Raw genomic sequence first — 26,737 nt, 5'->3', positions numbered from 1 at the left:
GTCGAAAATTCAACATCACTCAGTGTCCTTTAGACCGACGTCGGTGTCTCACCCATGTCATTAGATGTGGCGGATTATCAGGCCGCTGTGCTTTCACGGTTAAGTAATGGAGAAAATATTAGGATTCATCAGCCATTGTTATGTGGAGCAAAACGCTCTCAGCCGCCAAAACGGTGACTGAAACCTAGGAATGGGGGAGTCGTCATGGCGCTGAATAGCGTGAACACGAACAGCGGAGCCTTGGTGGCGCTGCAGAATTTGCAGACCACCAGGTCTCAGCTCGATACGGTCCAGAACCGCATCAACACCGGCAAGAAGGTCAACAATGCAAAGGACAACGGCGCTGTTTGGGCTATCGCCCAGGGCCAGCGCGGTGAAATCTCGGCCCTGAACGCGGTCAAGACCAGCCTGGATCGCGGTTCTTCGGCCGTCGATGTCGCCATTGCTGCCGGTGAGTCGGTCTCCGACCTGCTGATCCAACTGAAAGAAAAGGCCCTGTCGGCGACTGACAAGTCGCTGTCCACCGCCTCGCGCAAGGCCTTGAACGAAGACTTCAAGTCCATCCGCGACCAGATCACCACGGTGATCTCAAACGCCAAGTTCAGCGGCGTGAACCTGCTGGACAACTCGACCACGACCAACGGCTTCAAAGCCCTGTCGAACACGGCCGGCTCCACCATCAAGGTGGCGGGTGAAAACCTGTCGATGGGCGGCGCCAACGTGACCGTGGCGGCTACGGCCACCATCGGCACCTCGACCCTGGCCACCACCGCTCTGGCCGCCGTCAACGCCTCCATCGACAATGTGTCGTCCGCCCTGGCTCGCCTCGGCACCGGCGCCAAGTCGCTGGACACGCATAACGCCTTCGTCGGCAAGCTCTCCGACGCTCTGGAAAACGGCGTGGGCAACCTGGTCGATGCGGATCTCGCCAAGGAAAGCGCGCGACTGCAGTCGCTGGAAATCAAGCAACAGCTGGGTGTGCAGGCTCTGTCGATCGCCAACTCCTCGACCTCGATCCTGCTCGGCCTGTTCCGATAGACCGAGCCGCCCAAGAACGGGGCCTATTGGCCGTTGGTCGAGTGTCCGTCGAGGCGAACGCCGGTCGGTGACGTCGAGGTGTGAGGTCGATCAAGCGCGCGCCCGGGCGCCGGCACGGCCCGTTCCGAACCTTCGCGGGCCCCGGGACGGGCCCTGCCTTCTCAGGATACCGCCGCGGCCTGTTCCTGGGCCAAGGCGGCGATCCCCGACACTCGGTCGTCGATCCCCACGAGGCGGCTGACAGCTTGTGTTGAAGGGCGTTCCATTTCGAAGAACCTTCAGTTGGGCGACGCTTGAATTCCTGCCGTGGCTTCGAGATCGGGCGCCGCATCCCCTCCCTCGACGATCCGGGCCGCCGCCAGATCGGCGGTCACATTGCCGACGGTGCGGAAGATGTCGGGCACGACCTCGACCGCCAGCAGCAGGGGCAGGACCTCCAGCGGCACCCCCATGGCCAGGCAGATCGGGGCGATTGAGGCGAAGAAGCTGACCTGTCCGGGCAGGCCGACCGTGCCGATGCTGACGGCCAGGGCGGCGAGCGCTCCGGCCAGCATGGAGGCGGTGGTGATCTCCGTCCCCGTGAGCTTGGCGACGTAGATGACGACGGCCAGGTTGGCGACCGGGCTGGTGATGCGGAACACCGCCACCGCCAGCGGCAGGACCAGACCCGCCGTAGCCGTCGAGACGCCGAGACGGTCGATGGCGCGCTCGACCATGATCGGCAGGCAGGCGAGCGACGATTGGGTCGAGAAGGCCACCACCTGGGCCGGCGCGGCGCCTTGCGCAAAGCGGCCGAGACCGATCCGGCCGGCGACCGTGGCCACGACATAGGTCAGAAGGATCAGGCCGATCAGGCTAAGACAGACCAGGGCGATATAGTGGCCCAGCACACCGGCGGCGCCGAGGCCGGCGCGCAGGCCCACGCCCAGGGCCAGGGCGAAGACGCCCAGCGGCGCCACGGCCAGCACCCACTGGACGATCACGATCATGGTCTGGGCGACCGCCTCGAAGAACAGGGCGACGGGCTGGCGCAGACGGGCGTCGAGCCGGGTGGTGGCGAAGCCGAAGGCGATGGCGAAGACCACGATGGCCAGGATGGCGTCGTCGGCCGCGGCCCGGATCGGGTTGGCGGGGGCGAGACTGGTCAGGAAGGCGCCGAAACCGCCGCCGCCGACGTTCTCGGCGACCTCGCGCGCGGCCTCGGGCGGGGCGCCGGCGAGGAGGGCGGCGGCCCCGTCCGCGCCGATGGGCCACAGGGCATGCAGTCCGAGCGACGAGGCGAAGGCATAGACCGTGGCCCCGAGCAGCAGCAGGGCGAAGACGATCACCGCCTTGAGCGCCAGCCGGCCGGTCGCCGCCGCGTCGGCGATGGAGGCGATGCCGGTCACCAGCAGGCTGAAGACCAGGGGGATGATCGTCATGCGCAGGGCGTTGAGCCACAGCTGGCCCAGGGCGTCGATCACCGCCACCGTCCCGGTTCCGCCGGGGATGCCCCAGGCCTGGGCCGCGGCGCCCGCCGCCAGGCCTCCGACCAGAGCGACCATCACCCAGAGGCTGAGGGAGGTGAAGAGGGCAGCCGTACGGGATCGGGTCATGACGGCGAGGCTAGCACCGGCGTCACGGGACGCCAGCGCGAACCTTCAACGGGGCGTGCTAGGGTTCGTCATGCCTCCCCGCATCGTCCTCGCCACCGCCGGATCGCTCGGCGACCTGCATCCGTTCATCGCCTTGGCGCTGGCGTTGAGGGCGCGGGGGTTCGAGGCGGAGATCGCTTCCTCGCCACAGCATGGCGACAAGATTCGGGCCGAGGGCCTGACATTCCACGCCATCGGCCCGAGCATCGCCGAGCTCGAGGTCATGATGGGGATGACGGAGGTGGAGATCACCGAGGCGGTGACGCGATCCAGCGGCTTCCTGTTCGAGAAGATGCTGCTGCCGAATCTGGAGTGCGGGGCCCGGCAGTTGCTGGCGGTGGCTCAAGGCGCGGTCGCGATTGTCGGATCGACCTTCGCCACCGGGGCGGCCATGGCGGCGGATGGTCTCGGCGTGCCCTTCGTTCCGGTCGCGTTGCAGCCGGCCATCGTCTTCTCGGCCTTTGACCCGCCCGCCCTGCCGAACGCGCCGTGGCTGGGGCCGGCGTCGGGCGGGTGGCGGCTGGTGCTGAACCGGCTGACCCTCGCGGGCGCGCGGGCCAGGGGGGCGGCCTGGACCGGGCCGGCGGATCGGGTTCGGCAGAGGATGGGTCTGGAGCCGCAGCGGGCCAGTCTGTTGCTCGACGGACTGAAGAACCGGCCGCTGGCGCTTGGGCTTTATTCACCGCTGCTGGGCATGCCGCAGGCCGACGCGCCGCCTGCGTTCACCGTGACCGGCCATGCCGCCTACGACAGCGAGACCGGCGGGCCGACGCCCCTGTCGCCGGCGCTGGAGACCTTCCTCGCCGCCGGGCCGGAGCCCATTGTCTTCACCCTCGGGAGCGCGGCGGTGATCATCCCCGGAAGCTTCTATGTCGAGAGCCTGAAGGCGGCCCGGATTCTGGGGCGACGGTCTGTGCTGCTGGTGGGGCCGAAAGGTGATGTCGGCGTCGCGGACGGGCCGGACGCGATCGCCGTAGCCTATGCGCCTTATTCGAAGCTGTTCCCGCGCGCTGCCGCCGTCGTGCACCAAGGCGGCGTGGGGACGACGCAGCAGGCCCTGCGCGCAGGGCGACCGCAGCTGGTCGTGCCATTCCTCGGCGACCAGTTCGACAATGCCGCGCGGGTGGTGCGCCTCGGGTGCGGGGTGACCTTGAGCCGCCGCGCCTGCCGGGCCGAGCGGGTGGCGGAAGTGCTGGACCCTTTGCTGGCGGATCCGACGGGGGTGGAGACGGCGAGGCGGCTGGGGATCCTGGCGTCGCAGGAGGATGGGGCGAGCGTGGCGGCGGAGCGGATTGTGCAGATGTTTTCCCTCTCCAGGCGGGAGAGGGCTTGAGGCTCGCAGAGCGTTAGCGATGCGCCAGCGGAAAGGGTGAGGGGCAGCCCTCACCGGTTAGCGCCAGCCCCTCACCCTTTCACGCGAGAACGACGGCTATCGCCGCCGTGCGCTCAAGCCCTCTCCCGCTGGGAGAGGGTGTCCGAAATGAGATCCGCCGCGCGGTCGAGGTCGGCGTCCGCCACCTCGGTCATCTCCACCCGCCCGATCACCGGCCGGTCGCGCCGCGCGGACATGCGACGGTAGGCGGGGTCGTAGTGCTCCTCGACCAGGGCGGCGGCGAGTTCGACCGTGCGGCCCTCCCGCGCCATCGCCTTCCAGCCCGCGATCGTCTCCTTCGAATGATGGGGCGGGAGGCGGCCGAGGGCCGTGTCCAGCGCCGTGACGTCGGCGGCGATATCGGCATAGATCCGTGCGGAGAATCTGGCGCGCGCCTCGACGGGCGCGGTCAGTTCGATCACCGGGGCGCGGCCCATGGCTGACCAGAGGGCGGGCGGGATTGTGCGGGCGCCGATGCGGCTGGACTCGGCCTCGACGACCACCGGGCGCGTCGGGTCGAGGGTCCCCAGCGCCTCGAACAGACGGCTCTCGAACAGCTTCTGCGACGGCTGGGGACGGCCGGTCGCGCCGAACAGGGAGCCGCGATGCTCGGCCAGACCCTCCAGGTCGATCGCCTGCACGCCGCGTTCGGCGAGGCGTGGCAGCAGCGCAGTCTTGCCGGAGCCGGTGCCGCCGTCGAGCAGGATGACGGACCATGCGGCCTCGCCATACAGGACCGCCTGGACCGTGCGCCGCCAGGTCATGTAGCCGCCGTCAAGCACGGTCACCGGCCAGCCGATCTGGTCCATCACCGCGACCATGGCCCCCGACCTCTGGCCCCCGCGCCAGCAGTGGACCAGGGGGCGGAAGCTCCCGTCGCGATCCTTCAGCGCCCCGTCGAGATGGGCGGCGATGTTGCGGGCGACCTTCGCCGCGCCGATCCGGCGGGCGAGAAATTTGGACTGCTGGACATAGATGGTCCCGACCTCGGCCCGTTCGGCGTCGTCGAGGACCGGCAGGTTGATGGCGCCGGGGATGTGGTCCTCAGCGAACTCGGCGGGGCTGCGCACGTCGATGATGGCGTCGAAGCCGGCCCGGGCCTCGCGCGACAGATCGGTGGTGCGACGGATCAAACGACCCGCACCCCGGCGCCCTCGACGACGCGGCCGACGACGGCGGCCTGGTCGAAGCCGGCCGCGCGGATCGTCGCCAGCGTCGCCTCGGCTGCCTCGGCCGCGACGGCGACGAGAAGCCCGCCCGAGGTCTGGGGGTCGGTGAGCAGGTCGCGGCGCCAGTCGTCGAACCCGGACGGCAGGGCGATCGCCTCGGCGTAGGACGCCCAGTTGCGGCCCGAGGCGCCGGTGCGGACGCCGTCTCGGGCGAGCGCCTCGACACCATCCAGAAGGGGCGCGGCGCCCGCATCCAGCTCGATGCCCAGCCCCGAGCCGCGCGCCATCTCCAGCGCATGGCCCAGCAGGCCGAAGCCGGTCACGTCGGTCATGGCGTGGACGCCGTCGGTCTCGGCCAGATCGGCGCCGACAGTGTTCAGCCTCGTAGTCGAGGCGATGAGCGCTGCATACCCGGCCGCGTCCAGCCGCTCCTGCTTGAGCGCGGCCGACAGCACGCCGACGCCGAGACCCTTGGTCAGGATCAGGACGTCCCCTGCCCGCGCCCCGCGATTGGTCAGGACCCGGTCGGGATGGACAAGGCCCAGCGCCACCAGCCCGTAGATCGGCTCCACGCTGTCGATCGAATGGCCGCCGGCGACGGGGATGCCCGCCTCGGCGCAGACGCTGGCGCCGCCCGCCACGATCCGGCCGATGGTCTCGGTTGACAGGACATTCACCGGCATCCCGACCAGGGCCAGGGCGAAGATGGGCCGCCCGCCCATGGCATAGACATCCGACAGGGCGTTGGTCGCCGCGATCCGCCCGAAATCGAACGGGTCGTCGACCACCGGCATGAAGAAGTCGGTCGTCGCCACCAGCGCCTGCTGATCGTTCAGCCGCCAGACGGCCGCGTCGTCGGAGGTCTCGGTCCCGACCATCAGGTTGGCGAAGGCGGCGGCCTGCGGCGTCTTCGACAGGATGTCGCGCAGCACGGCGGGCGAGATCTTGCAGCCGCAACCGCCGCCATGAGCGAGCGAAGTCAGGCGAGGTTCGGGGGTGGTCATCGCGCGAAGTCCGCCAATCGAAGAAGACCTCCTGCAAGGTTCGGCGTCGCCGTGCGCACGACGTTCAAGAAGGCGTCATCGGCCGTGAGCATTTTGCAGTCCTGTTCGATCGCAAGCGCCAGAAACAGGCAGTCATACATCGGATGCCCGAGGGAAAGCGCCAGCTCAAGGCCGGCCGGAACCAGCGGCGGCGTCGGCAGATCGCGGACCGGCGCGCGATCCAGAACCTTTAGAAGACGCGGCGCTTCTTGCGGCGGGAGCTCGCCGGTCCTGACCGCCCGACGCAAACCGTTGGCGGCCTCCACGCGCCAGACATCGGGCGCGACAAGCAAGCGGTCCATCGCCTCGCGGGCGTGATCGCTGTCTGGCTCGTCCAACACCCATTTCAGGGCGACCGAGGTATCGACGACGATCAATTTTCGTCGCGCATTTCGCGGACGACGACCTCTGACGGTTTGAACACCCGCCCCTTCTGCGCCGCCCGGATCGCGTCCGTCTCGGCGCGGAATCGCTCGACCTGCTTTTGGCGTTCAACTTCGAGAGCGAGTTCCAGAAGGGCTCGGTGTTCGGCTTCGACGCTGCGCTGATTGGCGATAGCGCGGCGCTTGAGCGCCTCGACCGTGTCGTCACTGACGTTTCTGACAAGGAGCTGGGCCATGCTTGGATGATAGCACACGCTATCGTTCGTCTCAACGCGAGTGAACCGCGGCGGTATCCGGCCGTTCCGTCCTCGAACCCGAGGAGTATTTCAATGGCCCTGTCCCGTATCGCCACCGTCATCGGCGGCCTTCTGCTGTCGAAGAGCGGACGCGGGTTCGCCGGTCGGCATGCCGGAAAGCTGGCGCTGGCCACCCTGGCCTATGAACTGTGGCAGAGTCGGCGCACGGGCGTGGCGCCGAACCCAAAACGGGGCGCTGGCCAGGCTCGGGCGCAGGGACGTCCGCGTCGGCGGTGGAGTGGGCGCACGCGCTGACGGCCCTTGCCCTCCCCGGCGTCAACATCGCTAAGGTGATCCGAACCTGCGGAGCCGCGCCATGATTGTCGTCCACCACCTGAACAACTCCCGTTCACAGCGCGTGCTGTGGCTGCTGGAGGAGATGGGGCTGGACTATGAGGTGAAGCGCTACGAGCGGAACGCCGACACCATGCTGGCCCCGCCCGAGCTGCGCGCCATCCATCCGCTGGGCAAGTCGCCGCTGATCCAGGACGGGGATGTCATCGTCGCCGAGACGGGGGCGATCATCGAATATCTGCTGGCGACCTATCCGGGGCACGGGCTGCGGCCGACGGCGGGGACGGCGAACGGGCGGCGGCTCACCTACTGGCTGCACTACGCCGAGGGGTCGGCGATGACGCCCCTGCTGCTCAAACTGGTGTTCGGGGCCCTGCCGACCCGGTCGCCGGGCCTCGTCCGGCCGCTCGTCAAGGCAATCTCGAACAAGGCGCAGTCCAGCTTCATCGACCCGCAGATCGCGGCCCACACCGCCTATTGGGAGGGCGAGTTGTCGAAATCGCCCTGGTTCGCCGGCGAGGCCTTCTCGGCCGCCGACATCATGATGAGCTTCCCGCTGGAGGCCGGGGCCAGCCGCGCGCCTTACGGTCCGGACAAGCCGAAGCTGAAGGTCTTCCTGCAGACCATCCATGCCCGGCCAGCCTATCAGAGGGCGCTGGAGCGCGGCGGGCCCTACGCCTACGCCTGAACCCGTTGCGGGACCCGCAACCCGGAACAGACGGGCGCGTTATGCGGTCATGCGTTTGAAAACCCTCCAGATCGCGGCCGGCCTCGGCGCGGCCATCGCCTTTCTCCTCGCCTTCATGGCGGCGGGCGCCCTGATGGCCTCGCTTCTGTTCGCGGTCATCGGCGCCGCCCTGGTCGCCTGGATCGCCTACGGGGTGGCGAAAACCCTGCTGGATCGGCGTCTGTCGCAGGATCGTCACCGCGCCCTGCCACCATCGGCGAGCTGATCCGGCCGACCGCTTCCCGGCTGGACCTTGAGTTTCCGCCCGAGGCGCCCTAGCTTCTTCAGCCTGTCGCGCGCGCCCAGCGACCAGCGTATTCGCCAGAGTTTCTCTTAAGTCCCCTCTCCGGTTTACCGGGCGACAAGTCAGAAAATCACGACCACATGGAAAAAGTGCCGATGACGGCCGAGGGTTACCGCTCCCTCGACGATCAGCTTAAGCAATTGAAGTCGGTGGAACGTCCCAGCGTTATCGCGGCGATTTCGGAGGCCCGCGAACACGGCGATCTCTCGGAGAACGCCGAGTATCACGCGGCCAAGGAACGCCAGGGCTGGATCGAAGGCTCGATCGCGGACATCGAGGACAAGATCAGCCGGGCCCAGGTCATCGACGTGACCAAGCTGTCGGGCGACCAGGTCAAGTTCGGCGCCACGGTCACCGTGGTCGACGAGGACACCGAGGAAGAAGGCCGCTACCAGATCGTCGGCGAGCACGAGGCTGACGTGAAGGCGGGCAAGATTTCTATCTCCTCGCCCATCGCCCGCGCCATGATCTCCAAGGCCGTCGGCGACACCGTCGAGGTGAACACCCCCGGCGGCGTGAAGGCCTACGAAATCCTCAAGGTCGAGTGGAAGTAGGGCCAAAGCCCCTTCGTATCGCGGTCGTCTCGGACGGCCGCGCCGGCATGGAAAATCAGGCGCTCGGCCTCGCCGAGGCGGTCGCGCGTCTGACTCCGGCACACATCGACGTGAAACAGGTGCGCTGGCGATCCGCCTTCGACTGGCTGCCGGTCGCGCTGAAGGCGCCGTGGATGCTGGCGTCCGACGCGCCCTTCCCGGCCGAAGGCGAGCCCTGGCCGGACCTGTGGATCGCGACAGGCCGGGCGACCCTGCCCCTGTCGCTGGCCGTGCGGCGCTTGAGCGGCGGCAAGACCTTCGTCGTCCAGACCCAGGATCCGCGCCTCGACCCGGCGCTGTTCGATCTGGTCGTGGCGCCGGCGCACGACAGCCTGACCGGGGCGAGGGTCGTGTCGATCACCGGCTCGCCCCACCGCATCACGCCCGAGACCCTGGCCGAGGCCGCCCCCGCCGTCGCCGGGCGGCTGGACGTCCTGCCCCGCCCGCGGGTCGCCATCCTGATCGGGGGCAGGTCCAAGGCCTTCGACCTGACGCCGGACCATGCCGCGACGCTGGCGGACCGGATCGCGGCGGCCGTAAGAGCCTCGGGCGGATCGTTGATGCTGACCTTCTCCCGCAGAACGCCCGAGGCGGCGAAGGCGGTCATGACCGGGCGGCTGAGCGACCTGCCGGGCTGGATCTGGGATAGTGAGGGCGCGAACCCGATGTTCGCCTTCCTGCACGCCGCCGACCACATCCTGGTCACCGAGGACAGCGCCAACATGGCCGCCGAGGCCGCCTCGACGGGCAAGCCGGTTCACGTCCTGGCGATGGTGGCGCTCAAGCCCCCGGGCAAGTTCGCGCGCCTGCATGCCGACCTGGAAGCCAGGGGCGCGGCGCGGCCGTTCGACGGATCGTTGGAGACATGGTCCTATGCGCCGCTGGCCGAGACCGATCGGGCCGCGCGGGAAGTACTGAGGGCGATGGGGCTCTAGACGTCAGTCGCCCCCGCCGCCGCCGTCCCCGCCGCCGTCCGACCCGTCGTCCGCCCCATCGGCATCCTTCGACCGGCCGCCGCTGCCGCCGTCGGCGTAGGTCACCCCTCCGTCGCCGTCGCCCTTGCGCTTCGCCTTGTCCCGCGCGTCCAGCGCGCCTCCGAAGATGAGGCCCAGGGCGACCCCGGCGCCGATGCCGATCGCCAGATTGCCCATCGCGACCCCGATGGCGGCGCCGACGCCCACGCCGATGGCGAGCCCCACCCCGATGAAGCTTCGTTGCGGCTGAACGTCCATCTGTCGTCTCTCCACGGTTTTCCGTCGCCCGGGACATCGCATGGGGCGGAATCAGAGACTAGATAGCACTCATGAGCACTCCGAGAACGATCCGCGTCGCCGTCATCGGCTCCGGCCCCGCCGGCTGGACAGCCGCCATCTATGCGGCCCGCGCCAACCTGAACCCGGCCGTCATCGCCGGCATCCAGCCGGGCGGCCAGCTGACCATCACCACCGACGTCGAAAACTATCCCGGTTTCGCCGAGGCCATCCAGGGTCCCTGGCTGATGGAGCAGATGAAGGCCCAGGCCCTGCACGTCGGCACGGAGGTCATCGAGGACATCGTCGTCTCCTGCGACCTGTCGCAGCGGCCGTTCCGGCTGAAGCTGGACTCAGGGACCGAGCTGCTGGCCGAGACGGTCATCATCTCCACCGGCGCCCAGGCGAAATGGCTGGGGCTGGAGAGCGAGCAGAAATACCAGGGCTTCGGCGTCTCCGCCTGCGCGACCTGCGACGGCTTCTTCTATCGCGGCAAGAACGTCATCGTGGTCGGCGGCGGCAATACGGCCGTCGAGGAGGCGCTGTTCCTGACCAACTTCGCCGCCAAGGTGACGGTGGTCCATCGCAAGGACGAGTTCCGCGCCGAGAAGATCCTGCAGGACCGGCTGTTCGCCAATCCCAAGGTCGAGGTGATCTGGAACCATGCGGTCGACGAAATCCTGGGACAGTCGGACGGAATCGCCTCGAACGTCACGGGGGTGCGACTGAAGCACGCCCTGACTGGCGCGACGCAGGAAGTCCAGGCCGACGGCGTCTTCATCGCCATCGGCCACTCGCCGTCGTCGGAGCTGTTCCAGGGCCAGCTGGAGACCAAACAGGGCGGCTATCTGGTGGTGACGCCCGGCACGACGGCGACCAATGTCGAGGGCTGCTACGCCGCCGGCGACGTCACCGACGACGTCTATCGCCAGGCCGTGACCGCCGCCGGCATGGGGTGCATGGCGGCGCTGGAGGCGGTGCGCTTCCTCGCCGAGGAAGACCACGCGAAGGCGAACCACCCGATCAGCCACCACGAGGCGGAGAAGATCGGGGTCTGGTGACCCCGATCCAATGGGTCAGGCGTCGCTCGCCGTCGTCAGGTCCGCGAGGTCCTGCACCGACAGCGTCAGCGTGGCGGCCTTCAGCGTGTCGTTCAGCTGATCCAGCGATGTCGCGCTGACGATGGGAGCGGTGACGCCCGGGCGGCTCAGCAGCCAGGCCAATGCGACCTGGGCGGGGGTCGCCTCGTTGCGCCGGGCGACGGCGTCGAGCACCGCCAGGATGCGGACGCCGCGTTCGTTGAAGTGATCCTTCAACATGCCGCCGCCTCGCTTCGAGGCGTCGGCGTCGGCGACCGTCCCGTATTTCCCGCTGAGGAAGCCGCTCTCGAGGCTGAAATAGGTGATGACGCCAAGACCCTCGGCGACGGCCAGGTCCTGCTGTTCACCCTCGAAGGTCGAGCGGTTGTAGAGGTTGTAGTGGGGCTGCACCGTCTCGTAGCGCGGCAGGCCTTTGTCGGCGGCCACATCCAGCGCCTCGCGCATCCTGACAGCGTCGTGGTTGGAGGCGCCGATAGCCCTCACCTTGCCGGTCTGGATCAGCCGCTCATAGGCGCGCAAGGTTTCTTCAGTCGGGGTTGTCTTGTCCATCCAGTGCGACTGGTAGAGGTCGATCACATCGGTCTGGAGCCGCCGCAAACTGTCCTCGACCGCGCGCTCGATCCAGCGGGGCGACAGGTCGCTACGGGTGTCATCGCCGTTCTGGCCCATGGTCGATCCGACCTTGGTCAGGATCAGGACATCGTCGCGACGCCTGCGCGCCTTCAGCCATTCGCCGATGATGGTTTCACTCTCGCCGCCGGAGTTGCCGGGCACCCAGCGCGAATAGACATCGGCGGTGTCGATGGCGTTGAAGCCGGCGCCGACGAATGCGTCGAGAATCTCGAACGACTTCGCCTTGTCGATGGTCCAGCCGAAGACATTGCCTCCGAACACGAGGGGCGCGGTCTCCAGACCGCTCTTGCCGAGGGCGCGTTTCTTGAGATCGGACATGAAAAAGGGCTCCGTTTCGGGGAGCCCTTCAGGTGGTCAGCCGAGCCTCGGCCCGCAACCATCGTCAGCCGAACAACTGAAGCTCCGGCGGCGCATATTCGACCGGCCGACCGGTGCGACGACCCAGCGCATAGTCGACTGCCGTCTGGACCGCGCGCTCGTCGGTCGGCTTGGACAGGACGCCGATGGTCCCGGCCACGCCCTCGCGAACCATTCCGGGATTGGCGGTCATGAAGAGGACGGTCACCCCCCGCTCCTGACCGAGCTCGCGGCCAAGGTCGATGCCGGTCGGACCGTCGGACAGGTGGATATCGACCAGGGCCAGATCGATGTCGTTCTCGGCCGCGACCGACCGTGCGGTGTTCGCATCGGCGACGGTGGCGACAACGTCGTGACCCAGGTCCTCCAGCACGAACCGGAGTTCCATTGCCACCAAGGCTTCGTCTTCAATGATCAGGATACGCGCGGTCATGGCCTTGTTGTGTCGGTGTCAGGCTCTCGGAACGCCGAGATGCCCGTCCGGTTCACTTCTTTCCTAATGCGGCGCGGCGCCGGGATAGCGCCGTTGCGGGGATGGCTGCCTCGAGGATCAAACCCCCTGGCTCCCACCTTCGTTCCAACTTTCCGCCCAGCTGCCCTTTGACCGAAAGCGACGCCAGGGCCGAGCCAAACCCTTGCCGTACCGGCTTTTCGAGGATGGGAGGGCCGCCACGCTCCGTCCAGGTCAGGATGAATCGGTCTCCGTCGTTGCGCGTACGCAACAGTACAGTTCCTCCCGCCGCGGACAGGGCGCCGTATTTCGCGGCGTTGGTCGCAAGTTCGTGGAACAGCAGAGCGACCGAGGTCGCGGCCTGATCGTCGAAGGTCGCGTCCTCGCCCTCGATCGCCACGCGGGACCGCCCGCTGGCATCGACGTAGGGCTTGAACAGGGCGCCCAGGAACGTGTGGAGTGTCGTGTCGCCGATCAGCGGCTGGGACACCTCGGAGTGCGGGCGGACGAACTCATGGGCGCGGGCCAGGTCGTTGACCCGGTCGCGCACCGAGCCGGCGAAGGCCCTGGCCTCCGGATGCTCGCGTGCCGACAGGGCGATCAGGGACGAGACCACGGCGAAGATGTTCTTGATCCGGTGGCTCAGTTCCTGGCTGAGCAGGTCCTTGCCCGCTTCCGATCTCTTGAGGTCCTCGATGTCGGTGCAGGTGCCGAACCAACGGGTGATCTCGCCCGCCTCATTGCGGATCGGCGTCGCTCGTCCAAGCGTCCAGCGATAGACGCCGTCGGCGCGCCGCAGCCGGTATTCGATCTCGTAAAGGTCGCCCGTCTCGAGCGAGTGGCCCCAGGCCTCCCAAGCGCGCTTCTGGTCGTCCGGATGGAACATGCCGTTCCAGGCCTCGCCGTCGGTCGAGCCGGCCGGCACGCCGGTGAACTCGTACCAGCGGGCGTTGTAGTAGTCGTGGAAGCCGCCGGGTTGGGCCGACCAGACCATCTGGGGCATGGACTCGGCGATGGCCCGGAATTTGGACTCGCTCTCCGCCAGGGCGATGACGCCCTCCTCCCGCTCGCTGATTGCGCGACGTAATTCCAGCTGGGCCATGACCTGACGGGCCAGAACGTCCAGCGTCTCGGCCTGCAGCGGCGTCAGCCCCTCGGGCCGGGTCTGGACGTCCAGGACGCAGAGGGTGCCGAGTGCGTGGCCGTCGGCGCTCTTCAGGAGCCGCCCGGCGTAGAAGCGCAAGCCAGCCCCCCCCCGTCACCAGTGGATTGCCTTCGAACCGGGCATCCCGGGTCGCGTCGGGAATGACCATCCCGTCCTCCTGCAGCAGCGCATGGGCGCAAAAGGAGGTGTCGAGCGGCGTCTCGCGTACGCCCAGGCCTGTCTCGGCCTTGAACCATTGACGGCCCTAGTCGATCAGATTGACCACTGCGATGGGCGTGTCGCAGATCCGTGACGCCAGCCTGACGATGTCATCGAACGCCCGCTCGGGCTCCGTGTCGAGAATCCCGTAAGCCTGCAGCGCGATGAGCCTTTCGGCTTCGTTCCAGGGCAGGGCTGCGGCGGTCTAGGCGTCTCCAGGCTCGGCTGTATAATCCTGTGGGAAGTCTGAATGCCTGATGCGCCGCAACGTTGCACGCCCGGTAGGCCGCTACTTCAGTTGGCGGGTCGACCGACCTCTTCGACGTCCATGGTGATCACCCCGGGCGGAGGGGGCGCGGCGGCCGGCGCCGCGATCGGGGGAGCCTCGAAGGCCTGAAGGCGGGCGTTGATGGCGGCGATGTCGGCCGCGGTCGCCGGGCGACGTCCGCCCAGGCTGGCCACGCCCACGACCCGTGTCTGGCCATCGATCTCGACGGTCCGCAGGTTCATTCCGCCTTGAGCCAGGACCGTCGCATCGTCGGGACCGGCCTCGCCGGTGGCTGCGGAGGCGCTGATCAGGCGGGGCCGCGAGAAGCGCGCCTCGTCGATGACGGGCTCGTGCGCGGAATAGGTCTGTGTGAACGAGACGGTCTCTCCGGCCAGTCCCTTCCAGCGATAGAAGATGTGCGCGCCGATCTGGGTGATCTTGGCCAGCGTCGGCGACCACCAGGGGTGGACGTAGTCGGCATGGTAGTGGGTCGCTGTGCCGACCTTGATCGCCACATAGCCGGACAGCGCACGCTCGGCCACGGTCCGCGCGCGGTTCCAGGCCCAGCCGACCGGCGCCTGCGACAGGGCGCCGTCGCAGGTGAAGCTGAACTGGCAGCCCGTAGTCCGCTCGGCGCCCTCGAAGACGACGCCGCAGACGGTGTTCGGATAGTTGGGATCGCGCACCCGGTTCAGGATGACCTGGGCCACGGCCTCCTGGCCCTCGGTACTTTCCAGCGCCGCCTCGTAATAGACGCCCTGAGTCAGGCAGCGCAGGGCGCGCGCCCGGTCGGAAGGGGTGGCGGTCTGCAGCACGAACGGCCGCGCCGAACGCAGGGCGTCGATCGCGGCGGGCATGGCGGCGTTGCGCTTCTGGGCGTCAAGACCGTTGACGCCCAGCTCCAGCGTCGGCCGCCCGGCAAGCGTCAGGCTTTCCCAGCCTGGCGTCAGCCCCAGCAAGGCCGGGCGCTGTTCATTGGGATCGAATCGGATCGCCAGGGCCAGCTGGGCCGGATCCATCCGCGCGCTGAGGGCCGCAAGGCCGCGCGCCGACAGATCGCCTTCGGTGACCCGCGCCACGGCCTCGGCCGTGCGATCGCCGATGGGACGCGCCGTCGAACTCGCCGCCATCGCCACGCCAAGCGCCGCCAGCGCCGCGGGGGCCGCGGCGGCGTAGCGACGCCCCAAGGTCTTCACCCTGTGCCAGTCGAGGGACTTGATGACGGAAAGCGACATGGGTTTCTGAAGCTGCGGCGCCTGGACGCCGTGAAGCGGGCTGTATGGTCCCCCAACACGGCGCTTTTCAGGCCACGGATTGCGGTTCTGTGAGCCGGGCCTAGCGCCCTCCCAAGGTCGAACGCAGCATCCAGGCGGACTTCTCGTGCGCGGCCAGCCGCTGGGTCAGCAGGTCCACCGAGACATCGTCGCTGTCATCGTCGGCGACCGTAAGGGCTGCGCGGCAGGTGGCGATCAGGATCTCATGGTCTTTCATCAGCTCCTTCAGCATGGCTGGAGCGTCCTTGTCGGGGTCGCCGTCCTTGATGGAGGTCAGGTTGGCGAAGGTCGACTGGGCCTGGGGCGCGAACTCGCCCAACGCCCGGATCCGCTCAGCGATCTCGTCCAGCGCGGCCCAGATCTCCCGGTACTGCTGCTCCAGCAGGGTGTGCAGGGTGAAGAACTCGGGACCCCGCACGTTCCAGTGGTAGCCGTGGGTCTTCAGATAGACGGCGAAGCTGTCGGCCAGCACCTTGCTCAGTTCCTGCGCCACATCGGTGCGCGCGGCCTTCGTCAGGCCCGTGTCGATCGTTGCAGTCATGCTTGCTCCTTTGGCGACAGTCGCTAATCGTGGAGCAGGTAAGCGTTCCAGCGTCCTGCACCAAGATCTGAAGCCCCGTTTGGATGAGGCTTCTTCGCGGAGCGGAACGCAAAAAATCGGAAAGCGTTGCCGTTTTTCGCGCGAGCGCGAACCGGGGGTCGGATTGGGTTTCAGCGCTTTGTTCGGTCGGATGCTGGAGCCGGACATCGTCCTGGCACGGCTGGCGCGCGAACCCAGGCAACCGTGGTGGCGAAACGTCTTGACCGGTCTGGCATTCGCCGCGGTCGGACTGCTCGTAAGCTGGGCGGGTCAGGCCTTTTTCGGCGAGGTCACTGCGTTCGTCATCGTGTTGCCGGCGGTGACCCTGGCGGCCCTCACCGGCGGCCGGGTCGCCGGCCTTGTCGCGACGGCGGCATGCCTTATCGGCGGCTGGGCGATCGCCGGTCCCGGAGCGGCGGGGTTCGGCATCGCGACCCCCGCAGCCCGGGCCGCCACCACCAATTTCATCATCGTCGGCCTCTTCTCTACCCTCGTGGCCGCCTCCCTGCGCAAGAGCCTGGCCCGGCTCGGCGAGACGGTCTCCGCGCTCGAGAAGTCCCGGGACGCGCTGAGGCGCAACGAGGCGGAACTGACCGCCATGGTCGATCAGGCGGCAGCCGGTATCGCCCGCGTCGGCATGGATGGTCGCGTGGTCAGCGCGAACGCCCGGTTCGCCGCGCTTCTGGGCCATACCCAAGAGTCGATTATCGGCCTGACGACGGCTCAGGCCAACCATCCCGACGACGTGCAGCCGACGCTCGATCTGCTGTCCAGCGTCCTCGCAGGCGGCGAGGGCGGCCAGCTTGAGAAGCGATACATTCAGCCCGACGGTACGGTTATCTGGGCCCTGACCAGCCTGCGGGCCCTGTGCGACGAGGATGGCGCCCAGTCAGGCTATATCGCCGTGACGGTCGACATTTCCGACGCCAAGGCGGCGGAGGCCGCGTTGCGCGAGAGCGAGACCCGATTCCGCCTGATGGCCGACACCGCGCCCTCCCCCGTCTGGCTGACCAATGCCGCGGGCGAGGTGGAGTTCGTCAACGCGGCCCTGGTCGAGTTCTACGGCAAACCCGGCGAGACCTTCATGGGCCATGCCTGGAAGGCCTCGATCCACCCCAACGACGTGGCCGATGTCAACGCCACCCAGGCCGAAGCCCGCGCCCGCTTCCTGCCCTACACTTTCGAGTGCCGGTTCCTGCGTCACGACGGCGCATGGCGGTGGATGCGGGTGTCGGTGAACCCCCGTTTCGACGGCGAGGAGGTGTTCCAGGGTTATGTCGGCCTGTCATTCGACGTCACGACGACCCGAGAGGCCCTGGACGCCCTTGCCCGGCAGGAACGCCGCCAGCGCTTCCTGCTGGAGTTGTCCGACGGCGTGCGCGACCTGAACGATCCCGAGGCCATCATGGATCACGTCCACAGCGTCCTGGGGCGAATGCTGTCCGTCTCGCGCGTGGGCTACGGCGAGCTCCGAACCTCGCACGGGCAGTTCGAAATGAACCGGGACTGGACCGAGGGCGTACCCAGCCTTGCCGGCTGGCACGACATCGCCCAGTTCGGCGGTGAGGTGAACCGACAGCTGGCCGAAGGGTTGACGATCGTCGTCCACGATGTCGCAGAAGACACGCGCACCGCCCATGCCGTTGAGGCCTTCGCGACACGCCAGGTCGCCGCCTTCATCACGGCCCCCGTCGTCCGATCCGGCCTGCTTTGTGCCTTCCTGCATGTGAACACGACCGGCTCCCGCCTCTGGACGGCGGCAGAGATCAGTCTGATCGAGGACGTCGCCGACCGGGCCTGGTCGGAGGTCGAACGCACCCGAGCCCAGGCCGAGGTTCTGGAAAGCGAGGCCCGTTTCCGCGACATCGCCGACACCGCACCGGTCCTGATCTGGGTGACGAAGCAGGATCGGAGCCGCGCCTTCGTCAACCAGGCCTACGTCGAATACATGGGGGGCGACTACGAAAGCGTCCGCACCGCCGACTGGCGCACCTACATCCACCCCGACGACCAGGATATGCTGGTCCGCGAGTCCCTTGCCGGAGAGGCCACGGAACTGCCCTTCGCGCTTGAAGCGCGCTACCGCCACAGCTCGGGGGAGTACCGCTGGTTGAAGTCCTTTTCGCGTCCGCGCTTCGGTCCGGGCGGCGAGGTCATCGGCTTCGTCGGCGTAACTTTCGACGTGACCGACGCGCGCCGGGTCGAGCACGACCTCAAGCGGATCAACGAACTGCTGGAAGAGCGCGTCGGCCACGCCCTGGCCGAGAAAGCGAAGGCCGAGGCGGATCTGATGCACGCCCAGCGCATGGAGGCGATCGGCCGCCTGACGGGCGGCGTGGCGCACGACTTCAACAACCTGCTGACCGTCGTCATCGGCGCCCTGGACCTGATCCTGAAGTCCCCCGACGACTCCGCGCGCCGCCAGAAGCTGGGCGAGGCCGCCCTGTCGGCCGCACGCCGCGGCGAGCGGCTGACGCATCAGTTGCTGGCCTTCTCGCGTCGCCAGGCCCTTCGGCCCGAGGCGATCGACATCAACGCCCTGATCCGCGAAAGCGACCCCCTGCTGCGCCGCGCGGTCGGGGAGGCGGTTGGCTACAAGCTGAAGCTCCGTCGCGGGGGCGCCCGCGTGATCGTCGATCCGGCCCAGTTCGAGGCTGCGCTGCTGAACCTCATCGTCAACGCCCGCGATGCCGTGGCCGAGCGGGGCCAGCCGGACGGTGCGACGATCACCGTCCAGACCCAGGCTTGTCAGATCGACGCGGGCGAGGTGATCGAGCTCGCCCCCGGCGACTACGTCTGCGTCACAGTCTCCGACACAGGCGCGGGCATGAGCCCGGAGACGATGCTTCGGGTGTTCGAGCCCTTCTTCACCACCAAGGCGGTCGGCAAGGGCACGGGCCTCGGCCTCAGCCAGGTGTATGGCTTCGCGCGCCAGAGCGGGGGCGGGGTGAAGATCACCTCCGCGGTCGGCGAAGGGACGGAAATCCGCGTCTACCTGCCGCCAGCGCCGGTCGAGGAGGCGACGCCGGAGGCTCCCCGCCGCGTGCTGGGCGCGGTGAAGCCGGGCCAGACCCTTCTACTGGTCGAGGATGACGTGGGCGTCGCCGCGATCGCCATGGACCTGCTGCGCGGCATGGGGCTGGAGGTTGAGACGGCGGAAACGGGGGCCGAGGCCATTGCCGTTCTGGATCACCGCCGCTTCGACGTCATGCTGACCGACATCGTCATGCCGGGCGGCATGACCGGCGTGGAGCTGGCCCGGACCTGCGCAGAGCGCTGGCCGGCTATGTCGATCATGCTGACCTCGGGCTATGCTGGAGACGACGTCGACCTGGCCCTGACCGACGCGCCCTGGCCGTTCCTGAGGAAGCCCTACTCCGGCGAACAGCTGCGCGAGGCGCTGGGCGACCTGCTGGTCGCCACCGAGGCGCCACGCCAGACCTGAGGCTCCACAACGACTTCGGCCCGCCGCGAGATCGCGACGGGCCGAACAGTCTCAATGAGAGCGCGAGCGCCTGGCGGCTACTTCCGCGCCTTGCGGGCGGCGTATTTGGCGTCGCGGGCGGCCTTCTGCTCTTCCTTGGTGAGTTGCTTGCGCTCCTTGCGATTTGCGCGCTTCTCGGCCTCGACGGCCTCCTCGGATTCACGTTCGGCAGCCATACGCTCGGCGTCACGGTCGGCCTTAAGGCGACGCTCTTCGGCTTTTGCAGCCTCGTGCTGGAGACGCAGGGCCTCCTTCTCGGCCGCGCGCTTCTCAGCCAGCTTGTCGAACTCGGGGTCGGGCGCGGCGGCCTTGGGCTTGAACTTGGCCAGCAGAGCCTTCTTGGCCTCCTGCTGGGTGCTGATGCGGTCGTTGAAGCCGGTCTGTTTCAGATCTCTCATGCGGTCGGTCGGTCGTCCTTCGAGGGGTGGGCCCGTCGCCGGAGGGGCGCGGGCGGGGATCGCCACGGCGTCCGGGCGTCGGCAAAGCCGAAATGGAGCCGTAAATCAAGCGCGCGCGTCTCCTAATCGACGAACGGGGCCGTTCTTCGGCCGACCGTCATCGCCGGGACGCACCCGTGGGCGATCCCCCAGATAGGCGTCGGGGGCCCCGACGCCAAGTCCAGTCGCTCAATCCGGGCGAGCGGCGCCGGCCGCGCCGCCGACGGCCGCGCCGACCGGCCCGGCCACAACGGCCCCCGCGATGGCCCCGGTGGCGGCGCGCTGTTCAGTGGTGTGGCCACAGGCCGAAAGGGCGGTCACGCCGAGGGCGAGGAAGGCCAGGGTTGCGGCGGTCACAAGGGAAGAGCGCATGGGACGGGTCCTGCATCTTGGTTAAGGTCACGCTTGAACGCCCCCCCGCCGACGCCGTTCCCTGAACAACCATAGCGACAGGTCAGCGCCCATTTCCCGAGATCGCGAATACAATAGAAATGAGCCGCGAAAGCATGCCCGGCCACATTATCCCCGCCAGCAAGTCTGACCGCTGCAAACCGATACGGTATTCATGACGAAACCCCCTTCTCTGTGCCGGTCAAGGATTACGCCAGTCTTGAGGAAACCTGCAGACCCGTCACAATTGCTGCACTGCAGCGACAACTTGCGAATCAAACACATTGAGGCCATAAACGGGTGGCTTAAGGCCCATCCTTCGGCGGTCATCTGTTCATCGACCGTCGATTCGCAAACCGGAACGCGATTCACCATATCGCCCGGTTCTGCAGACGACCCGGGGGCGACTTTTCCGCCCTGTTGAATAGGACGACGCCTTTGTTCCATCCCTCGCAGCAGCGTGCGACTTCGCGCGCCGACCGTGCGGCCAGGATTCGGCCCGTACAGGCGGCAGCGGTGTTCGGCGCCCTTGTGGGTCTTGGAATCGGCTGCGCCTATCTGGGAGGGACCGTCGCGCGTGCGACGACCGTCCGCGCCCAGGCCGAACGTCTGGAAGGCGCCACAGCCGCCGGCTTCACCGAGGAAGCGCTCGCCGCCGCCGCCGGGGGCCTGGACGCCAGCGCCCTGACCATCGCCCGCCGCCACGATCCCTATACCGTCGCCGGCGGCGCCCAGCGCGACCGCCAGGCCGAACTGCTGACCGCGCGTCTGGAGCAGCTTCGTCCCGACAGCACCCGCAGCGACCTGCGCCGCGCCAGCCTGACCGACATTTCCGCCGCCGCTCGTCCGTTCCGTATCGACAATGCGCTGGACGCCTCGCGCGATCTCGAATGCCTGACCCAGGCCGCCTACTACGAGGCGCGCGGCGAGGGCTCCGACGGCATGCGCGCCGTGGTCCAGGTTGTCCTGAACCGCGCCCGCCACCCCTCCTTCCCGCGCAGCGTCTGCGGCGTGGTGTTCCAGGGTTCCGGTCGTCGTGTCGGATGCCAGTTCAGCTTCACCTGCGACGGGTCGATGCGCGCGCCGGTCAACCGCGCCGCCTGGAACCGGGCCCGCACCGTCGCCTCCGCCGCCCTGTCCGGCGCCGTCTATGCCGGCGTCGGCAACGCCACCTTCTTCCATACCACGGGCGTCTCGCCGTCGTGGCGCAACAGCTTCCTGCGCGTCGGCCAGGTCGGCAGCCATATCTTCTATCGTTTCGGCGGCCGGGCCGGCTCGTCCAACGCCTTCAGCTACGCCGCTCGCGGCTCGACCGGCGCGGACGTCCAGCGCGCGGTCTATGCCGGCATCGATCCGGGCGAGACGGTCCGTCAGGCGGGCCAGGCGATCGCCTACACCGCCTTGCTGGCCCAGGAAAACATGACGTCCGGCAACGATACGACGGCGGCTGCGACCGAGGCTCCCACGCCGGCCTTGGCCCTCGCGCCCGTGCCTCTGGCGACGCCCGTCTCCGGTTCGGCCCAGCCGACCGCCATGGACGCCGTTGGCATCGCACCTCAGGTCTGATCGACCTCCTGGCGTTCCTGAACCTGCCAGTGAATGGTCAGGTTCTGCTTCAGGTTTCCGTAGCGACCCTGCTGGCTCGGATTGACGTCGGCGTCACCCGGGTCGGCCAACGGCACGGTGGTCTCGCAGTCGCGACGATCCGACAATCCGGCGTCCTCGACAGAGGCCGCGCCGTGGTCGGCGAAGTTGCATTGTTCCTCGGGACTCTTCGGGGCCGGGGCGATGGGACTCTCCTTCTGATCTGAAGCAGAAAACCCTTCGGCGACCCGCCCGTTCCTCAGAAAGCGTCCAGGCCGATGTCCAGCACGGGCGCTGAATGGGTCAGGGCGCCCACGGAAATCACGTCGACGCCGGTCTCGGCGATGCCGCGCACGGTGGTCAGATTGACCCCGCCCGAGGCCTCCAGAACCACGTGATGTCCGCCCTCGCGGCGACGCTTCACTGCCTCCGTCAGCTCCGCATGGTCGAAGTTATCGAGCATGATCACGTCCGGTCCCTGCCCTTGCGCGACCAGCGCCAGGGCCTGATCGAACTGGGCCAGGCCATCGACCTCCAGCTCGATCTTCATCAGATGACCGGCCTGCGCGCGGGCGGCCTTCACCGCCTCGACCACCCCGCCGCAGACGACGACGTGATTGTCCTTGATCAGGATGGCGTCATCCAGTCCGAAGCGATGGTTGACACCGCCGCCGCAGCGAACCGCGTGCTTCTCCAGGCCGCGCAGACCCGGGGTGGTCTTCCGTGTATCCGCGATCCGGGTGCCCGTTCCGGCGACCGCCTCGACATAGGTCCGGGTCAGGGTCGCGACGCCGCACATCAGCCCGAGCAGGTTCAGCGCCGTCCGTTCGGCCGACAGGAAGGCCCGCGCGTCCGCCTCGACCTCGGCCAGGACCGCGCCCGCTTCAAAGACCGCCCCGTCCCTGATCCGCAGATCGACCGAGGCCTTCGGATCCATCTCCAGCACCGTCAGCCGCACGCAATCGATGCCGGCCAGCACGCCCGGCTTTCGGGCGGCGAACCGCGCCCGCATCCGGGCGCCTTCGGGAATGCAGGCCGCCGCCGTCACATCGCCCGCCCGACCCAGATCCTCGGCCAGAGCCATGCGGATGACGGGCATGATCACTATGTCCGGAAGCCCTCTCATGCCGCCACCGTCTGCAGGATGTCGCGCCGGAGGCGGGTATGCACCGGGGTCGTCGCCGTCTCGGGATAGTCCGAACGATAGTGGCCGCCCCGGCTCTCGCGCCGGGCCAGGGCCGCCTCGGCGATCAGCCGCGCCGCGACCAGTGCCGGCGGTGCGCCGTGGGCCGCCTCCAGCCGGTCGATCAGGGCGATCAGCCGCGTCAGGCCGATCGCATCCCGCACCACGCCCGCGTCCGCGCTCATCGCCGCGCGCAGTTCGGCGTGAGCCGCTTCGGGCAGGTCACTGACGACTGTGCCGACGACCACCGGTCCCTTGACTGCAGCCTGTCTGGCCGCCTCGCGCCCCGTCCGCCGCCCGAAGGCTGCAGCCTCCAGCAGGGAGTTGGACGCCAGCCGGTTGGCGCCGTGAACCCCGGTCGCCGCACATTCGCCGACGGCATAGAGGCCTTCGAGCGACGTCCGCCCATCGGGGTCAGCAGCGATCCCGCCCATATGATAGTGGGCCGCCGCCGCCACAGGGATCGGGGTCACCCGGGGGTCCAGACCCGCCCGCATGCAGGCCGCAAACACAGCCGGAAACTCAGTGGGGAAATGCTCGCCGATCGCCGAGCGCGCATCGAGGAAGGCTCCGCGTCCCGCCGCCCGCGCGGCATGCACGGCCCGCGCCACCACGTCGCGCGACTTGAGGTCGGCATCGTCGGCATCGCCCAGCAGGAAGACGCCCTCCTTGTCGATCAGCCGGGCGCCCTCGCCCCGCAGGGCCTCGGTCGCCAGCGGCATGGGGTCGAGGCCGACGTCGATGGCCGTGGGGTGGAACTGCACGAACTCCGGGTCGAGGATTTCCGCCCCCGCCGCCCAGGCCAGGGCCATGCCCTCGCCCTTCAGCGCCACCGGCGTGGTCGTCGCACCATAGAGGCCGCCCGCCCCGCCTGTCGCCAGCACCACGGCGGGCGCCAGGACTTCGACGATACGGCCGCTGGGATGTTCGATCACCGCGCCGCGCACGCGACCGGTCCCCTCCTGGATCAGGGCGCGCAGTCTTGCGTCCTCCCAGACGGTGATGTGAGAGGCGGCCCGCACCGAGGCCACCAGCGCCGACAGGATCGCCCGCCCCGCGCCGTCGCCCCCGACGCGGGCGACACGGGCCATCGAATGGGCCGCTTCCAGGCTGACGGAGAACTCGCCGGCCGCATCCCGGTCGAACGGCGCGCCGAGAGAGGCCAGCCATTCGACGGTCGCCCTGCCTTCATCGGTCAGGACCTCGGCCGCATGGTGGTCGACAAGGCCGGCGCCCGCCGCCTCAGTGTCCTTCAGGTGCAGGGCCGGGTTGTCGGTCTTTGACAGGGCCGCCGCGACGCCGCCCTGGGCCCAGGCGCTGGACGCGGCCTGAAGCAGGGGCGCGGGGCTGATGACGATGACAGGCGCGGGCGCTGCCGACAGGGCCGCCGAAAGCCCGGCCAGGCCTCCGCCGATGATCAGCGGGCCGTCGTAATGGATGCGGCTCACCGGTCGAAGCCGATGAAGCGGGCGGCGATCTCGAACGCGCCCTGAGGCGAGCCCTCGGATAAGGGCAACAGGACGCCGATCGCGGCGGCCCCGCACAGGCCGCCGGTCAGAAGGAACAGGACCAGAGACTTGCCGGCCTCGGGCCAGGTCAGCTTCTTCTCACCCGGCCGCCATGCTCCGCGACGCAGCGATCCCAGGATCGCGATGGCCAGGAAGACCGCGAGGATGTAGCGCCCTGTCGAGACGCCCCACCAGACCGCCAGCGCCCCAATGGCGATCAGGGCGGCCTTCTCGACCATCGGGTCGATGCGGGCCAGCACGGGTCCCAGCGCCTTGGAGCCATCCAGCGGCGGCGCGGGCGCCAGGTTCACCAGATTGATCATGGCGATGAAGAAGGCGCCCAGCATCCACTCCTGATCGCCGGTCGCGAACCACAGGCCGACGGCGGGCAGGACGGCGAGCAGGCCGAAGGCCGGTCCTGCCAGCGACACCAGCACCCCGTGCCATTCGCTCTCGGGATTGCGCTGACCTCGCGCCAGCCCGCCGAGGAAGGGGATGATGTAGATCCTTGCCGGCCCCATCCCGAGCCGGTTCATCGCCAGAACATGACCGTATTCGTGCACGAACAGGCCGAAGATCGCCGCGACCGCGACGACCCAGCTGCCGCTCATCAACCAGATGAACCCGCCGAGCAGCAGGGTCGAACCGATCGCCCACGGCAGGCTCTGGCCCTTGTCGATGACCGGCGCGCCCGGGCTGGACTGCGGAACTGCGGTCGTTGGTTGCTCGACCGGCTTCGGCGTGGAACCGTCGCGCGATCCCCAGGGGCCATCCGTCATATCAGCTCCACCGCGACATGGTGCTTCGCCTTGACCATGTCGTAGTGCGCCGGGATCGCGGGCGGAGGCAGGTCGATCATTCGCTGCACGGCGAGCGCGGCTTTCGCGATCATCTCTTCCGGCACGGTGACCTCGAACTTCATGTCGCGCAGGCAGTCGCGGATGTTCTCCAGCGTGATCCGCTTCATGTAGGGGCACATGTTGCACGGGCCGATAAAGTTCACTTCCGGCACGTCACCCTTGATGTTGGCGGCCATCGAGCATTCGGTGATCAGCACCACCTGCTTCGGCTTTCTGGACATCACATAGTCGGTCATCGCCGCCGTCGATCCGGCGAAGTCGGCGGCCGCGAGCACGTCCTCAGGACATTCGGGGTGGGCGAGAATCTGGGCGCCCGGATAGGCCTCGCGCATCTCGGCGATGTCGGCGACGGTGAACCGCTCATGCACGATGCAGCGGCCCTTCCAGGCGATGATGCCGATGTTGGTCTGGGCCGCGACGTTGCGGGCGAGGAACTCGTCGGGGATCAGGATGACGCGATCGACGCCCCATTCCCGGGCCGCCCATTCCACCACTTGAACGGCGTTGGCCGAGGTGCAGCAGATGTCGGTCTCGGCCTTCACTTCGGCCGTGGTGTTCACATAGGTGACGACCGGGAGCCCCGGATATTTCTGCTTGATCAGGCGCACGTCGGCGCCGGTGATCGCTTCGGCCAGCGAACAGCCCGCCTTCAGATCCGGGATCAGCACGGTCTTCTCGGGGCTCAGGATTTTCGAGGTCTCGGCCATGAAGTGCACGCCCGCCTGGACGATCACCTTCGCGTTCGACCGCGCGGCCTCCTTGGCCAGCCCCAGGCTGTCGCCGACATAGTCGCCGACGCCGTGGAAGATGTCGGGCGTCATATAGTTGTGGGCCAGGATGACGGCGTCCCGCTCCTTCTTCAGCAGGTTGATCTCGTGGATCAGCTGGGCCTGGACCGGCCACTCCATCGGGGTGACGAACGCCTTGACCTTCTCCCAGACAGGGGCAGTCTCGGCGGCCAGTTCCGGCGACATCCCCAAGGTCTGGGCTGCGTGCGCCATCGACGTCATCTCCCTAGGCGACACCGCCCGAATGACTTATGCTCAACATTAGCATAAGTGCGGTTAAGATAGGCCTGTCGTCCCGGGATGCAAGAGGCTGACACGATCTCCGTCATCGCGACCCGAGCCGTGCGGCGTGACGGAATCGCGCAGGCTTCCAG

The 26,737-nt window shown here is 68.3% G+C and carries 28 protein-coding genes; 10 read left to right on the top strand and 18 right to left on the bottom strand.

Annotated elements, in window-relative coordinates; translation table 11 throughout:
• Positions 1 to 204: 204 nt before the first annotated feature.
• Complete coding sequence (locus tag ACP7A5_RS05300) at positions 205 to 1,038, top strand: flagellin (protein ID WP_426040927.1); 834 nt, start codon at positions 205 to 207, stop codon at positions 1,036 to 1,038.
• Positions 1,039 to 1,316: 278 nt separating this feature from the next.
• Here the strand turns inward: ACP7A5_RS05300 and ACP7A5_RS05295 are convergent, their stop codons facing one another.
• Positions 1,317 to 2,633, bottom strand: a complete 1,317-nt coding sequence (locus ACP7A5_RS05295) for a dicarboxylate/amino acid:cation symporter (protein WP_426040926.1) — start codon at positions 2,631 to 2,633, stop codon at positions 1,317 to 1,319.
• 70 nt (positions 2,634 to 2,703) lie between these two features.
• On the opposite strand from ACP7A5_RS05295, the gene ACP7A5_RS05290 reads away from it, so the two are divergent.
• Positions 2,704 to 4,005, top strand: coding sequence for a glycosyltransferase (locus tag ACP7A5_RS05290; RefSeq protein ID WP_426040925.1), 1,302 nt, complete (start codon positions 2,704 to 2,706; stop codon positions 4,003 to 4,005).
• A gap of 113 nt (positions 4,006 to 4,118) precedes the next feature.
• Here the strand turns inward: ACP7A5_RS05290 and mnmH are convergent, their stop codons facing one another.
• The 4 genes from mnmH to ACP7A5_RS05270 are packed head-to-tail and all read right to left on the bottom strand — an operon-like array spanning position 4,119 to position 6,875.
• A complete protein-coding gene (gene mnmH, locus ACP7A5_RS05285) occupies positions 4,119 to 5,177 on the bottom strand; it encodes a tRNA 2-selenouridine(34) synthase MnmH (RefSeq protein ID WP_426040924.1) in 1,059 nt (352 codons plus the stop codon).
• Positions 5,174 to 6,217 (bottom strand): selenide, water dikinase SelD, encoded by a 1,044-nt coding sequence (gene selD, locus ACP7A5_RS05280; protein ID WP_426040923.1) that lies wholly within the window; start codon positions 6,215 to 6,217, stop codon positions 5,174 to 5,176. Before selD ends, mnmH begins: the two co-directional genes overlap by 4 nt.
• The gene (locus tag ACP7A5_RS05275) at positions 6,214 to 6,633 is read right to left on the bottom strand and encodes a type II toxin-antitoxin system VapC family toxin (RefSeq protein ID WP_426040922.1); all 420 of its coding nucleotides are present in this window, start codon (positions 6,631 to 6,633) and stop codon (positions 6,214 to 6,216) included. The genes selD and ACP7A5_RS05275 overlap by 4 nt, the downstream gene beginning before the upstream one ends.
• Positions 6,630 to 6,875, bottom strand: coding sequence for a FitA-like ribbon-helix-helix domain-containing protein (locus ACP7A5_RS05270; RefSeq protein WP_426040921.1), 246 nt, complete (start codon positions 6,873 to 6,875; stop codon positions 6,630 to 6,632). Before ACP7A5_RS05270 ends, ACP7A5_RS05275 begins: the two co-directional genes overlap by 4 nt.
• Before the next feature lie 93 nt (positions 6,876 to 6,968).
• On the opposite strand from ACP7A5_RS05270, the gene ACP7A5_RS05265 reads away from it, so the two are divergent.
• The 5 genes from ACP7A5_RS05265 (at position 6,969) to ACP7A5_RS05245 (ending at position 9,788) form a co-directional block, all read left to right on the top strand.
• Entirely contained in the window at positions 6,969 to 7,190 is a 222-nt protein-coding gene (locus ACP7A5_RS05265; RefSeq protein ID WP_426040920.1) for a cysteine protease, read from the top strand.
• A 61-nt stretch (positions 7,191 to 7,251) separates the two neighbouring features.
• Complete coding sequence (locus ACP7A5_RS05260) at positions 7,252 to 7,917, top strand: glutathione S-transferase family protein (RefSeq protein ID WP_426040919.1); 666 nt, start codon at positions 7,252 to 7,254, stop codon at positions 7,915 to 7,917.
• Positions 7,918 to 7,966: 49 nt separating this feature from the next.
• Complete coding sequence (locus tag ACP7A5_RS05255) at positions 7,967 to 8,182, top strand: hypothetical protein (RefSeq protein ID WP_426040918.1); 216 nt, start codon at positions 7,967 to 7,969, stop codon at positions 8,180 to 8,182.
• Positions 8,183 to 8,340: 158 nt separating this feature from the next.
• The gene (greA, locus tag ACP7A5_RS05250; protein ID WP_303696479.1) at positions 8,341 to 8,814 is read left to right on the top strand and encodes a transcription elongation factor GreA; all 474 of its coding nucleotides are present in this window, start codon (positions 8,341 to 8,343) and stop codon (positions 8,812 to 8,814) included.
• A 47-nt stretch (positions 8,815 to 8,861) separates the two neighbouring features.
• Positions 8,862 to 9,788, top strand: a complete 927-nt coding sequence (locus ACP7A5_RS05245; protein ID WP_426040917.1) for a mitochondrial fission ELM1 family protein — start codon at positions 8,862 to 8,864, stop codon at positions 9,786 to 9,788.
• A 3-nt stretch (positions 9,789 to 9,791) separates the two neighbouring features.
• On the opposite strand, the gene ACP7A5_RS05240 is transcribed toward ACP7A5_RS05245, so the two are convergent.
• The gene (locus tag ACP7A5_RS05240; protein ID WP_426040916.1) at positions 9,792 to 10,085 is read right to left on the bottom strand and encodes a hypothetical protein; all 294 of its coding nucleotides are present in this window, start codon (positions 10,083 to 10,085) and stop codon (positions 9,792 to 9,794) included.
• A 71-nt stretch (positions 10,086 to 10,156) separates the two neighbouring features.
• Between ACP7A5_RS05240 and trxB the strand changes: the two genes are divergently transcribed.
• A complete protein-coding gene (gene trxB / locus ACP7A5_RS05235) occupies positions 10,157 to 11,164 on the top strand; it encodes a thioredoxin-disulfide reductase (protein WP_425988189.1) in 1,008 nt (335 codons plus the stop codon).
• A 15-nt stretch (positions 11,165 to 11,179) separates the two neighbouring features.
• Here the strand turns inward: trxB and ACP7A5_RS05230 are convergent, their stop codons facing one another.
• The 5 genes from ACP7A5_RS05230 to ACP7A5_RS05210 all read right to left on the bottom strand — a co-directional run bounded on the left by ACP7A5_RS05230 (position 11,180) and on the right by ACP7A5_RS05210 (position 16,090).
• A complete protein-coding gene (locus ACP7A5_RS05230; protein WP_426040915.1) occupies positions 11,180 to 12,154 on the bottom strand; it encodes an aldo/keto reductase in 975 nt (324 codons plus the stop codon).
• A gap of 64 nt (positions 12,155 to 12,218) precedes the next feature.
• On the bottom strand, positions 12,219 to 12,626 hold the full coding sequence (locus ACP7A5_RS05225; RefSeq protein ID WP_426040914.1) for a response regulator: 408 nt from the start codon (positions 12,624 to 12,626) through the stop codon (positions 12,219 to 12,221).
• Positions 12,627 to 12,678: 52 nt separating this feature from the next.
• A complete protein-coding gene (locus ACP7A5_RS05220; RefSeq protein WP_426040913.1) occupies positions 12,679 to 13,887 on the bottom strand; it encodes a sensor histidine kinase in 1,209 nt (402 codons plus the stop codon).
• A gap of 414 nt (positions 13,888 to 14,301) precedes the next feature.
• A complete protein-coding gene (locus ACP7A5_RS05215) occupies positions 14,302 to 15,510 on the bottom strand; it encodes a cell wall hydrolase (RefSeq protein ID WP_426040912.1) in 1,209 nt (402 codons plus the stop codon).
• Positions 15,511 to 15,610: 100 nt separating this feature from the next.
• Positions 15,611 to 16,090, bottom strand: a complete 480-nt coding sequence (locus ACP7A5_RS05210) for a Dps family protein (RefSeq protein WP_426040911.1) — start codon at positions 16,088 to 16,090, stop codon at positions 15,611 to 15,613.
• 163 nt (positions 16,091 to 16,253) lie between these two features.
• Here ACP7A5_RS05210 and ACP7A5_RS05205 point away from each other — a divergent pair, with 163 nt between their 5' ends.
• Entirely contained in the window at positions 16,254 to 19,574 is a 3,321-nt protein-coding gene (locus tag ACP7A5_RS05205) for a PAS domain S-box protein (RefSeq protein ID WP_426040910.1), read from the top strand.
• Positions 19,575 to 19,651: 77 nt separating this feature from the next.
• Here ACP7A5_RS05205 and ACP7A5_RS05200 read toward each other — a convergent pair whose 3' ends face one another.
• Positions 19,652 to 20,011 (bottom strand): DUF6481 family protein, encoded by a 360-nt coding sequence (locus ACP7A5_RS05200; RefSeq protein WP_426036329.1) that lies wholly within the window; start codon positions 20,009 to 20,011, stop codon positions 19,652 to 19,654.
• 228 nt (positions 20,012 to 20,239) lie between these two features.
• A complete protein-coding gene (locus ACP7A5_RS05195) occupies positions 20,240 to 20,422 on the bottom strand; it encodes a hypothetical protein (protein ID WP_426036327.1) in 183 nt (60 codons plus the stop codon).
• Between the two features lie 534 nt (positions 20,423 to 20,956).
• On the opposite strand from ACP7A5_RS05195, the gene ACP7A5_RS05190 reads away from it, so the two are divergent.
• Positions 20,957 to 22,006, top strand: coding sequence for a cell wall hydrolase (locus ACP7A5_RS05190; RefSeq protein WP_426040909.1), 1,050 nt, complete (start codon positions 20,957 to 20,959; stop codon positions 22,004 to 22,006).
• Here ACP7A5_RS05190 and ACP7A5_RS05185 read toward each other — a convergent pair.
• From ACP7A5_RS05185 to nadA, 5 genes are all read right to left on the bottom strand, one after another.
• Positions 21,997 to 22,152: a hypothetical protein gene (locus ACP7A5_RS05185; RefSeq protein WP_426040908.1), complete on the bottom strand. Its 156-nt coding sequence runs from the start codon at positions 22,150 to 22,152 to the stop codon at positions 21,997 to 21,999. The genes ACP7A5_RS05190 and ACP7A5_RS05185 overlap by 10 nt on opposite strands.
• A 131-nt stretch (positions 22,153 to 22,283) precedes the next feature.
• Entirely contained in the window at positions 22,284 to 23,123 is an 840-nt protein-coding gene (gene nadC, locus ACP7A5_RS05180) for a carboxylating nicotinate-nucleotide diphosphorylase (protein ID WP_426040907.1), read from the bottom strand.
• 23 nt (positions 23,124 to 23,146) lie between these two features.
• Positions 23,147 to 24,655: an L-aspartate oxidase gene (locus ACP7A5_RS05175; protein ID WP_426040906.1), complete on the bottom strand. Its 1,509-nt coding sequence runs from the start codon at positions 24,653 to 24,655 to the stop codon at positions 23,147 to 23,149.
• Entirely contained in the window at positions 24,652 to 25,494 is an 843-nt protein-coding gene (locus ACP7A5_RS05170; RefSeq protein WP_426040905.1) for a metalloprotease, read from the bottom strand. Before ACP7A5_RS05170 ends, ACP7A5_RS05175 begins: the two co-directional genes overlap by 4 nt.
• The gene (gene nadA / locus ACP7A5_RS05165) at positions 25,491 to 26,585 is read right to left on the bottom strand and encodes a quinolinate synthase NadA (RefSeq protein WP_426040904.1); all 1,095 of its coding nucleotides are present in this window, start codon (positions 26,583 to 26,585) and stop codon (positions 25,491 to 25,493) included. Before nadA ends, ACP7A5_RS05170 begins: the two co-directional genes overlap by 4 nt.
• Positions 26,586 to 26,737 lie beyond the last annotated feature (152 nt).

Origin of the sequence: Brevundimonas sp. TWP2-3-4b1 (genome assembly GCF_049897665.1) — a bacterium.
Classification (GTDB): Bacteria; Pseudomonadota; Alphaproteobacteria; order Caulobacterales; family Caulobacteraceae; genus Brevundimonas; species Brevundimonas subvibrioides_B.
This window is presented reverse-complemented; position numbering and strand designations above follow the sequence as displayed.